The organism is Mycobacterium sp. E3198 (assembly GCF_001667015.1).
GTDB lineage: Bacteria > Actinomycetota > Actinomycetes > Mycobacteriales > Mycobacteriaceae > Mycobacterium.
On the sequence record NZ_LZIS01000193.1, the window covers coordinates 16,591 to 27,760 of the forward strand.

At 66.4% G+C, this 11,170-nt stretch carries 7 protein-coding genes; all 7 read left to right on the forward strand.

Annotated features, from left to right (window positions below):
• Nucleotides 1-101: 101 nt before the first annotated feature.
• Nucleotides 102-1,586, forward strand: coding sequence for a PE family protein (locus tag A5673_RS21260; RefSeq protein ID WP_068237023.1), 1,485 nt, complete (start codon nucleotides 102-104; stop codon nucleotides 1,584-1,586).
• A gap of 202 nt (nucleotides 1,587-1,788) precedes the next feature.
• Nucleotides 1,789-3,372 (forward strand): PE domain-containing protein, encoded by a 1,584-nt coding sequence (locus A5673_RS21265; RefSeq protein ID WP_231971399.1) that lies wholly within the window; start codon nucleotides 1,789-1,791, stop codon nucleotides 3,370-3,372.
• Nucleotides 3,373-3,767: 395 nt separating this feature from the next.
• The gene (locus A5673_RS21270; protein WP_068237025.1) at nucleotides 3,768-5,402 is read left to right on the forward strand and encodes a PE family protein; all 1,635 of its coding nucleotides are present in this window, start codon (nucleotides 3,768-3,770) and stop codon (nucleotides 5,400-5,402) included.
• A 262-nt stretch (nucleotides 5,403-5,664) separates the two neighbouring features.
• Nucleotides 5,665-7,200: a PE family protein gene (locus A5673_RS30485; protein WP_068237027.1), complete on the forward strand. Its 1,536-nt coding sequence runs from the start codon at nucleotides 5,665-5,667 to the stop codon at nucleotides 7,198-7,200.
• Nucleotides 7,201-7,311: 111 nt separating this feature from the next.
• Entirely contained in the window at nucleotides 7,312-7,740 is a 429-nt protein-coding gene (locus A5673_RS21280; protein ID WP_068237031.1) for a PE family protein, read from the forward strand.
• Nucleotides 7,741-7,807: 67 nt separating this feature from the next.
• A complete protein-coding gene (locus A5673_RS21285) occupies nucleotides 7,808-9,334 on the forward strand; it encodes a PE family protein (RefSeq protein ID WP_068237035.1) in 1,527 nt (508 codons plus the stop codon).
• Nucleotides 9,335-9,770: 436 nt separating this feature from the next.
• Nucleotides 9,771-11,170: PE family protein (locus tag A5673_RS21290; RefSeq protein ID WP_231971401.1), on the forward strand; the 1,400-nt coding region annotated here is incomplete at its 3' end.

Genomic DNA, 11,170 nt, shown 5'->3' on the forward strand with positions numbered 1-11,170 from the left:
GGTAAGGAAAGACCTTACTTTCGGGTAAGGACCGTATTAGACTCGCGTCTAACCAACGCGTGACCGTTGGTCATCGGGCAAATCAGTCAAAGGAGATCGATATGTCATTCGTGGTGGCGATGCCAGATTTAATCCAGGGGGCGGCCCAGGATCTGGCGGGCATTCGTTCGTCATTAGCCGAGGCCACCGCGGCCGCCACGGGCCCGACGACGGGTGTGGCCGCCGCGGCCGAAGACGAGGTCTCGATCGCGCTGGCGTCGCTGTTCGGCGACTTCGGCGCGGAATTTCAGGCGGTCAGCGCGCAGGCGCAGGCGTTTCACCAAGAGTTCCTCGGCTTGATCGACGCCGGCGCCAACGCCTACCTGGGCGCCGAGGGCGCCAACGTTCAGCAAACTCTGCTGGGTGACATCGGCGCACCCGTCCAGGCACTGCTTGGAGGCGGCCTGCCGACGCCCGCGGCCGCTGACGCCATTGCCGGTTTCGGCGCCACCGTCGCCGCGCCGTACCAGGCGCTGGTCTTCAACACGGTCACCAACCTGCAGAGCCTTGGCGGTGGCATTTCGGCGAACCCGGCGCCGTTCCTGCGCCAATTCCTCACCAACCAGGCGGCTTACGCGCAGACCATCGCGACGGGGTTCCAAACCGCCGTCCAGGACCTGCCCGCCGAGTTGGCCAACCTGCCCGCCACCATCCAAGCGGGCATCCAGGGGCTGTTGGCCTTCAACCCGGTCCCCGTCCTGCAGCAGATCGTCAATCAACAGATCGGCTACGCCCAGCTGATCGCCAGCTCGTTGCAAAACGCGGGCAACGACTTCGTGGCCGGGTTGACCGCGTTTCCGGCCAACCTGCAGACCGGGTTGCAGACCATCATGTCCGGCGACGTCAGCGGCGGACTGCTGCAGGTCGGCGGGGCCTTCCTCGCCCCGATCTTCTCGGGCCTCAACGTCACCGTCGACCCCACCACCTTCCTTCTCGACATCACGCCGGCGGGCGCACTGGGCGACCTGCTACCGATCCTCGGCATCCCGGCGCAAATGGCTCAGAACTTTACGAATCTGCTCCCGCCCGGCTCGGTTCCCGCAATGGTGGCGCAGAACGCGACCAATCTGCTGTCGACGGTGACCGATGTGTCGCAGACGCTGGACCTCAACACTGGCGACCTGCATGTCGGGTTGCCGCTGGTTCTCGCGCTCGACGCGATCGGGCCGCCGGTCACCACGCTCGAAGCGATCGGGTCCAGCGCGACCGCGTTCTTCGGTGCGGTACAAACCGGCGACGGCCTCGGCGCGCTTGCCGTGTTGATCGACGCCCCCGCTGTCGCCGCCAACGGTTTCCTCAATGGCCAGGCCGCAGTGGGCCTGCCGGCGTTGCTCGGGGGGCCCGGTCCCGACGGGGTCCCTACGATCACGGCCATCCCGCTCGGCGGGATCCTCACGCCCCCGCAGACCGCCTCACTGTTCATCCCATTGCTTGGGCCCGGGTCACTTCAGCTGTCCGGCACCGGCTTTGGAGGCATCCTGCCCGCGTTGCTGACCTTCCTGCCCCAGACCCTCGCGCAGGCGATCGGCGCACCGCCGCTCGCGTAGAGTGGCCCCTCGGTGGGGCCGCGCCGGGTGTGACGTGAAAACCCCGATTGTCATATTGACAAAAGACCGCCGCTTATTAGACTCACGTCTGTCTTGGTTACCGACGGGTAAGTTTACCGCCCGGTAACCGGCTGCAGTGATTGTCGAGGGGGGCCTCGCGCACGTTCGTGCGCGGGGCCCTTATTCGACTGTGCCGAGTTGAATGACCGTCGGTCACCGCTGGTGGCCCTACGAAAGGGTGGACATGTCATTTGTGATCGCTATGCCGGATTTGGTCGAGAACGCGGCCACGAACCTGGCGGGCATTCGTTCCTCGTTGGCCGAGGCCGCGGCAAGCGCGGCCGGTCCGACAACCGGAATCGCGACCGCGGCACAGGACGAGGTATCGGTCGCGATCGCATCGATGTTCGGCAACTTCGGCCAGCAGTTCCAGGCCGTTAGCGCCCAGGCTCAGGCGTTTCACCAGCAGTTCGCCTCCTTGATGAATGCGGGCGCGGGCGCCTACGCCGGCGCCGAGACGGCCAACGCCGCGCAGACGGTACTGGGCGACGGCATCCTGGGCGGGGGAGAGGCGGCGATTGGTCAGTTCGCCCGCACCGTCGGTGGGGAGATTCATGCTGGGGCGCAAGCGATTTCGAACGCGATCGCCAGCTCACCCGTGGGGCTGGGGTCGCTTCCGACGGGCGGGGCGGCCGCGTCGATCACCGCGCTGAGCTCGTTCGGCGCCACGGTGGCCGCGCCGTACCAGGCGCTGGTGTCGAATACGGTGACCAACCTGCAGGCCATTGGGAACACCATCGTGTCCAACCCTTTCCCGTTCCTGCACCAGCTCGCCACCAATCAGATCGGCTATGCGCAGACGATCGCCTCGTCGATCGCGACCGGCATTCAGAACCTGCCTGCCGAGTTGGCCAACTTGCCCGCGACGATCCAAACCGGCGTCCAGGGCCTGGCGACCTTCAACCCGGGTGCCTTGCTGCAGCAGTTCGTCGACAATCAGATCGGCTACGCCCAAACGATCGCCACCGGCCTGCAGAACGCCGGAAACGACCTTGTGACCGGGTTGGCCGGTCTACCGGCGAGCTTCCAGGCGGCCGGCCAGGCCCTGGCAAGCGGAGATTTGGTCGGCGCGGCGACCGCCCTTGGGCAGGGCGTGGAGAATGTCTTCCTTCCCGGCTTCAACATTGTCGTGGAGGATGGAGGTGTCCTCTCGATCGTTCCGATAGGTCCGCTGGGGGATCTGGCGCCCATCTTTGCCATCCCGGGGCAGATGGCGCAGAGCCTGACCAACCTGCTGCCCCCGGGCTCGATTCCGGCGCAAATCGCGCAGCGTGCCACCAATCTCGTTGAAGCGTTCACGAATTTCGGAACGACGCTGAACGCCCTTACGGGCAGCTTAGATTTCGGGATCCCGCTCCAGCTGGTCCTCGACGCAGTCGGCTCGCCGATCACGGCATTGAGCGCGCTGAATTCCAGCGCTGTGGCGTTTGGCAGCGCGGTGCAAACCGGGGATGGTCTCGGAGCCCTCGCCGCAGTCCTCGACGCTCCAGCCGTTGTGGCCAACGGCTTCCTCAACGGCACCACGTATTTGACGTTGCCTCCGGCCAGTTTGTTTGGATTCACGTCGCTTACCGAAATCCCGTTTGGCGGGATCCTCACCCCGGTCAGCATCCCCCACGTGTTTCTTGACGGATTTCAGCTCGAGATTCCGAACGGCACCGGCATCGGTGGGCTGATCCCCGGCCTGCTGAGCTTCGGACCTCAGCTGGCGCAAGCCATCTCCTAGGCGCGGCGATTGGGGGAAGGACGCCAGGTGTGGGCCGGCGCCCTTCCCCCACTCGTTTCTGGGCGGCGATCGCGGCTGCGGCCGACCGCGGCAGCGTCAAAGGATGCCGCTGCTCCGTGCTGGGCCATTGAGCTGCGGATTTGGCCACGCGCACCGAACCTGTTCGCAACCGTAACGAATCCTGTGAAAACGCTAATTGTCATTTTGACAAAAGCACTCCGCTTATTAGACTCACGTCTGTCTTGGTTACTGCCGGGTAAGTTTCCGGTCGGTAACCGGCTGTAGTGAGAGTCGAGGGGGGCCTCGCGCACGTTCGTTGCGCGGGGCCCTATCCGGCTTTGTGTCGAGTTGAGTGACCGTCGGTCATCGCGTGGTGGCCCGAGGAGAGGGTGGACATGTCATTTGTGATCGCAGCGCCGGATCTGGTCGAGAGCGCGGCCACGAGCCTGGCGGGCATTCGTTCGTCGCTGGCCGAAGCCACGGCAACCGCGGCCGGTCCCACGACCGGGATCGCGATCGCGGCGCAGGACGAGGTATCGGTTGCGATCGCATCGATGTTCGGCAACTACGGCGAGAACTTTCAGGCGCTGAGCGCCCAGGCCCAGTCGTTCCACCACCAGTTCGTCTCGTTGATGAATGCCGGCGCGGGCGCCTATGCCAGCGCCGAGACCGCCAACGCGGCGCAGACCCTGTTGGGCGGCACCCTGGACGGGGGCGTCGTCGGCGGTGTCGGCCAGCTGGCCGGTAACGTCGGCGCCGAGCTGAACGGCGCGGTGACCGCGCTGGGCAACGGCAGCCTCGGCGGGTTCGTCGGTGGGCAGATTCAGACTGGCGCGCAAGCCATTTCGAACGCGATCGCCAGCTCGCCCATTGGGCTGGGGTCGCTTCCGACGGGCGGGGCAGCCGCGGCGATGAGCGGGATCAGCTCGTTCGGCGCCACGGTGGCCGCGCCGTATCAGGCGCTGGTCTCCAACACCGTCACCAACCTGCAGGCCATCGGGAACACCGTGGTGAGCAACCCGTTCCCCTTCCTGCACCAGCTGGTCAACAACCAGATCTTCTACGGGCAGACCATCGCCACCGGCATTCAAAACCTTCCCACCACGTTGGCGAACCTGCCGGCAACCATTCAGGCTGCGCTGCAAGGCCTTTCGACGATCAACCCGGGCGCCGTGCTGCAGCAGCTGATCACCAGCCAGGTCGCCAACGCCCAGACGGTCGTGACGTCGCTGCAGAGCGCCGCCCAGGACTTCGTCACCGGGGTGCAGACCCTGCCAGCCGGGTTCCTGACGGCAACCCAGGACCTGTTGGCCGGCGACAACGCCGCGGCATACACCGCTATCAACCAGACCCTCACCAACGCCTTCCTGCCTGGCTTCAACGGCGTCCAGGTCGGGGGGGACGGGGGATCGACGCTGGTCACCAGCATCGTGCCGATAGGGCCGCTGGGCGACCTGGCGCCCATCCTGGCCATCCCGGGACAGATCGCGCAGAACTTCGCCAACATGTTGCCGGCCGGCAGCATCCCGGCGATGGTGGCGCAACACGCGACCAACCTGATCAGCGCATTGACCAATTTCGGCACCACGATCTCGATCAGCAATGTCGCCAATCTGGACTTCGGGATCCCGCTGCAGCTCCTGTTGGACGGGATCGGTGCGCCTGCGAACGCATTGAGCGCGCTCAACTCCACCGGGCAGGCGCTGGCCAGCGCACTGCAGGCCGGGAACGCGTCGGCGGCCGCCGCCACCCTCCTGGATGCCCCGGCCGTCATCGCCGACGCGTTCCTCAACGGCACGACCGTCGTAACCTTGCCCCCGGCAATGGTTTCGCTGCTGGGCCTCACGCTGCCGTCGACGACCTACTTGCCGCTCGGCGGGCTGCTCACTCCGCTCAGCCTCCCCGCGGTCTGGGTCAACCTGGATGGCTTCATGTTGCAGCTCGAACTCTCGGGTGGCACCCCGATCGGTGGCCTCATTCCCGGGCTGCTGAGTTTCCCCGCCCAGTTGGCGGCGGACATCGCCACCTAGCCGGTACTCGTTAGTCGTCGAGGGTCGGGACGCCGGTGTAAGCCGGGTCCCGACCCTCACTTCATTGGGGCCGGTTCCGCCGCACCGTAACGAAAGCTGTGAAATCGCCTGTTGTCTTTTGATGGGTGCATCACCGCTGGTTAGGCTCATTTTCGTCTTGGTTACTGGGGGGTAACCGCCCGCGAAGATATCGAGCCGGGGGCTCGCTATCGAACATTGGATGACCACCGGTCACCTCTTATGAGCCAAGGAGAGAGTTCAGATGTCGTTTGTGTTCGCAACGCCGGAGCTGGTCGAGAGCGCGGCCCAGGATCTGGCGGGAATCCGCTCGTCGCTGGCCGAAGCGGCGGCATCCGCGGCCGGGCCCACGACCGGAATAGCGACGGCGGCTCAGGACGAGGTGTCGGTCGCGATCGCTTCCCTGTTCGGCAACGTCGGTCAGGAATTTCAGGCCCTCAGCGCCCAGGCCCAGGCGTTCCATCAGCAGTTCGTCGGCTTGATGAACACCGGCGCGTCCGCTTACACCGGCGCCGAGGCGGCCAACGCGGCGCAGACCGCGCTCGGCGGTGAGATCCAGGCCGGCGCCCGAGCCATGTCGGACGCGATCGCCGGCTCTCCCGTCGCGCTGGGATCGTTGCCGACGGGTGGCGCATCCCCGCTGATCACCGGGCTCAACTCGTTCGGTGCCACCGTCGCCGCGCCGTATCAGGCGCTGGTGTCGAACACCGTCACCAATCTGCAGGCCATCGGGGCGACTTTCTCGGCCAACCCGTTCCCCTTCGCGCACCAGTTGCTCAACAACCAGATCGGCTACGCCCAGACGATCGGCTCGTCGATCGCGACCGGGGTCCAGAACCTGCCCGTCGAGTTGGCCAGCCTGCCGGGCACGATCCAAACCGGTATTCAGGGCCTGGCGACCGCCAACCCGGGCGCCCTGCTGCAGCAGCTCGTCAACAACCAGATCGGCTATGCGCAGACCGTCGTCACGGGGCTACAGAGCGCCGGAACCGATCTCGTCACCGGGTTGAACGGGTTGCCCGCGAGCTTCCAGGCGGCCGGCCAGGCGCTGGCGGCGGGTAACGTCCAGGGCGCAGTCAACGCCGTCGCGCACGGCCTGGAGAATGTCGTCCTCCCCGGTTTCCAGGGCGTGAGCTTTGACATCGGTGTACTGGGCTCGCCGACGGCGACGCCCCTGGCCATCACGCCGTTGGGCCCGCTGGGGGATTTGGCGCCGATCTTCGCCATCCCGGGGCAGCTGGCGCAGAACTTCACCAACCTGTTGCCGGCGGGTTCCATCCCCGCCCAGATGGCACAGAACTTCACCAACGTGGTCGAGACGCTCACCAATTTTGGGTCGACGTTCAATCCGGGGAACCTGGGCATCACCTTCGGCTTGCCGTTGCAGCTCGTCTTCGACGGGATCGGTGCGCCCGCCAACGCGCTGAGCGCGCTGAACTCCAGCGCACAGGCGTTCGTCACCGCGGTGCAAACCGGCGACCCGATGGGGGCGGCGGCCGCGCTGGTCGACGCCCCCGCCAACGTCGCGAACGGCTTCCTCAACGGCACCACCTTCCTCAGCCTGCCGCCGCTCACGACGACCGTTACCTCGGGCGGTTTCCCCATCCTGGACCTCACCGCCACCGCCGAGCTTCCGCTCGGCGGCCTGCTCACCCCGCTGAGCCCGGTGACCCTGGGCGGCGGCTTGGGCATGGTCCCGGGCACGCCGATCGGAGGCCTGATTCCCGGGCTGCTGAGCTTCGGGTCTCAGCTCGCGGCGGCGATCACGCCCCTGGGGTGATCACCGCACGAAGACGGACGATTTTGCATCGCGACGTGCGGCATGTGATTAGGCTCACATTGTCTCGATAACCGTCGGGCGACCGTCGTATGAAGCGATGGGGGGCTGGGCATGTCGTTCGTCACCGCGGTGCCCCAAGAAGTGCTGGCGGCGGCCCGGCACCTGGCGGGCATCCGCTCCCTGCTTGCCGACTCCAGCGCGGCGGCCGCGGCGCCGACGGCCGAGATGGTGGCGCCGGCCGGAGACCAGGTCTCGGCTCAGGTCGCTGCGCTTCTGAGTGCGTTCGGACAGGACTATCAGGGCATCAGCGCCCAAGCGCAGGAATTTCACGAGCAGTTCGTCGACTTGCTGAACGCCGGCGCGGGCGCTTACCTCGGCACCGACGTCGCCAACGCCAAGCGGGGCCTGCTCGATGCCGGCGTCGTGGGCGACGGGGCGCGGCAGAGCGGCGGCGCCGGTCTGCCCGCCGCCCTGAGCGGAATCGATCGCCCGCAACGCCAAAACCTGGGGCCCGTCCGTCCGCCGGACGGACCTTATTAGCCTCATGTTTACCGCGGCGTCGATGGGGTAATAGCTAGTCGCCGCCAGTGAACCGAGGGGGTCGGACATGTCGTTCGTGATCACGTCGCCGGAACAGATCCAGGCGGCGGCCGAGGATTTGGCGGGTATCCGCTTGTCCCTGGTTGACGCCGCGTCCAGCGCCGCGGGCTCCACCACGGCGGTGTTGCCGGCTGCCGCGGACGAGGTTTCGGCGGCGATCTCGGCGCTGTTCGGCGATTTCGGCCGGCAATTTCAGTGGGCCAGCGCCCAAGCGCAGGCGTTTCACGGCGAGTTCGTCAGGTTGATCAACGCCGGTGCTGCCGCATACCTCAGCACCGAACTCGCCAACACCGAGCAGGCCGTGACGAACGCGATCAATGCACCTGCCGAGGCGATGCCGGGCGCCGCACAGGGCGTCAGTGCCAGCGGCCTGCTCGGTGGAATCCTCGGCGGCACGTCGGGCGGCTCGTTGCTGGGCGGTCTCAGCGGTGGCACCAGCGGTGCCAGCGGACTGTTGGGTGGATTGACCGGTGGCACAACTGGATTGGGCGGGTTGCTCGGCGGTTTGACGGGTGGGACCGGTCTCCTTGGCGGCGTGGGTTCACTCGGCGGCGTCCTGGGCTCGCTGGGAAACCTGGGCTCACTGGGAAGCAACCTCGGCTCGCTGTTGACGGGTGCCCTTCCCGGCTTGCCCACAACCCTTGGCGGCCTGACGAATACGTTGACCGGCGTGGTCAACTCGCTGCTGCCCGGGATACTCAACGTGCAGGCCGGCGCGGGCCCCTTCTTCACCGGCATCGCGGGCCCATACGAGGCGCTCGTCTACAACACATGGACCAACCTGAACAGCCTCGCGGGCGGCTGGTTGGCCGACCCGTTCCCATTCCTGCGGCAGTTCGTCGCCAACCAGATGGTCTACGGGCAGACCATCGCGACCGCGCTTCAGACCGGTGATTTCGCACCGGTCTCTGCCATACCCGGCGAGATCGTGCACAACTTCGCCAATGTCGTTGGAACGCTGACCAATACCAGCGTCACGTCGTCTTTGGTGGTGCAACAGGTGCTACCCACGCCCAGTTTGGCCCTGGACAACGTCGTCGGATTGCCCCTTTTGTTCGGCGCGAGCCTGCTGGGCCCGCCGGCCGCCGCGATGGAGGCAGCCGGCTACGCCGGGTCCCTGTTCACGTCTGCGGTCCAAGCCGGGAACGGCGCCGCGGCGTTCGCCGCACTCGTCGACGCCCCGGCCTACATCGCCGACGGTTTCCTCAACGGGCAGGCGACTTTCCCCTATGCGTTGAACCTTTCGAGCATTACGGGCCCTGCGGTCGCGGATCTGCTGAACGTCACGGTGGTGGCGAACTTCCCGCTGGACGGGCTCCTGCACCCGCCCGGGTACTACCCGGTGACCGCGACTGTCACCGCGTTGGGCGGGAGCGTGCTTCCTCCGCTAGCGATCAACCTGGGCGTCGGCAGCACGCAATTCAGCGGACTCCTACCGCTTCTGGTGAACTACGCGCCCCAGCTGCTGGCGCAGGCGATCGGCGCACCCGCCTCTGCGCCGCCGCTGATCTCGATCCCGCTTTTCACCTTCTAGCGCGCCGGGTGCTTATTCGACACGTATACAGAAAGCGTTTGCGATACACCGCGTTCCATCGGCCCGGCCCCATCGGCCGTGTCTAGCCGGGAGGTCGGCCAGGTCGGCGGTGTGCCTCGGCCCGCGGCGGGCGGGCATGCTCGGCCGAACGAACTGACGTGCCCCCGGCGAACCGACCAAAACGTCTTTGCTGCAGGCGTTTTGCGGTCTAAGGTATTGGAAGTACGCCGGGCGCGGCGTCGGAGTATTGCGTACGCCACAACAGACGTCGAGGCGGCATCCGAGCGGCTTTGGGCAACGACGTAGGTACGCGTCGAACTGCGGAAATGCGTTCGTACTGACCGTTTTTCGGTACCACCGTCCAGTTGCGCGGGAGCCGGGATCGTACGCAGACGCGCCGAACTCTCATGAAAACAATGGTTTTCGAATGTGCCGGATGGCACGCCCTTACGCTCAGCTTGCCTCGGTTATTCGGGCTCATAAACGTATATATGTCGTTCATTCGCGTGGGGAGATGAACATGTCTTTTGTGGTCGCAGTTCCGGATCTTGTCGAGGTGGCTGCCCGAGATCTCGCAGGTATCCGCTCAGCACTAGACGAGGTCACTGAAGCCATCCTCGCGCCGACGACCAGCCTGGCGCCCGCCGCGAGCGATGAGGTGTCGACCGCAATCGCCGCGCTCTTCGGCAATTTCGGCCAGGAGTACCAAGCACTCAACGCGGAAGTCGCGGCGTTCCACAACGCCTTCGTCGGCGCGTTGAATGGCGGCGCCGCCGCGTACACGGGCGCGGAAATCGCCAACAGCGCCGCGATGCTCTCCGGCGGCGGAAACCTGGCGGCCGAACTCGGCGCCGCAATTTCCGGGTTCGGCGCCGCGCTCAGTGGATCGCTGTCGGCCGGCTTGAACAGCAGCCTCGGAGCGGCTCTCGGCGGCACGCTGGAGACGCTCCTCGGCGCCGGGCTCGGCGGGCTGGTCTTCCAGACCGGCGGTTTCATCCTGTCCGGCATCGGCAACGGGATGGTCCAGACGGGCAACGCCATCGTCCAGGCCGGCCTCGCCCTGGAAAACAGCGGTGCCGCGCTGTCCGCCATGGGCGGTCCATTGCTCGCCCAGGCCAATGCCGCGCTGAATGCCTTATTGAACGCCAACTTCGGTCTCGACCTCAGCGCCGCGTTGTCCGCGAGCCTGGGCGGCAGCCTGACAGGGTTGGCGGCGAACCTCGCGGCTGGGCTGAACGGCTTGGGTAATTTGGCCGGCAACCTCGGCGCCGGCCTGAATGGGGCGTTGCAGACGGGTGCGACGCTGGCGGGTAACTTCCTGGCCGCGTTGCCGGGTCTGCCGGCGCTGACGTTCCCGAACCTGGGTCCCCTGGGTGTGCAGCTCTCGGCGGCGCTGAATGGCTTGGGCGCCAACCTAAATGCATCGCTGAGTGGGTTGCTGTCGGGGGCGTTGACGCTGCCGCCGATCAACTTGTCGTTGCCGGGGTTGCCGAGCTTCACGTTGCCGCCGTTGCCGGGGCTGCCGTCGATCACGCTGCCCAACATCGGCGCGGACATCACCGCGGCGCTGAATGCGGCGCTGAATTTGACGTTGCCGGGTCTGCCGCCGATCAACTTGTCGTTGCCGGGGTTGCCGAGCTTCACGTTGCCGCCGTTGCCGGGGCTGCCGTCGATCACGCTGCCCAACATCGGCGCGGACATCAACGCGGCGCTGAATGCGGCGCTGAATTTGACGTTGCCGGGTCTGCCGCCGATCAACTTGTCGTTGCCGGGGTTGCCGAGCTTCACGTTGCCGCCGTTGCCGGGGCTGCCGTCGATCACGCTGCCCAACATCGG

Bases quoted from the DNA above. Each gene is read 5' to 3' on its own strand.
- A5673_RS21260 (WP_068237023.1), top strand. From the start codon at position 102: ATGTCATTCGTGGTGGCGATGCCAGATTTAATCCAGGGGGCGGCCCAG.
- A5673_RS21265 (WP_231971399.1), top strand. From the start codon at position 1,789: ATGACCGTCGGTCACCGCTGGTGGCCCTACGAAAGGGTGGACATGTCA.
- A5673_RS21270 (WP_068237025.1), top strand. From the start codon at position 3,768: ATGTCATTTGTGATCGCAGCGCCGGATCTGGTCGAGAGCGCGGCCACG.
- A5673_RS30485 (WP_068237027.1), top strand. From the start codon at position 5,665: ATGTCGTTTGTGTTCGCAACGCCGGAGCTGGTCGAGAGCGCGGCCCAG.
- A5673_RS21280 (WP_068237031.1), top strand. From the start codon at position 7,312: ATGTCGTTCGTCACCGCGGTGCCCCAAGAAGTGCTGGCGGCGGCCCGG.
- A5673_RS21285 (WP_068237035.1), top strand. From the start codon at position 7,808: ATGTCGTTCGTGATCACGTCGCCGGAACAGATCCAGGCGGCGGCCGAG.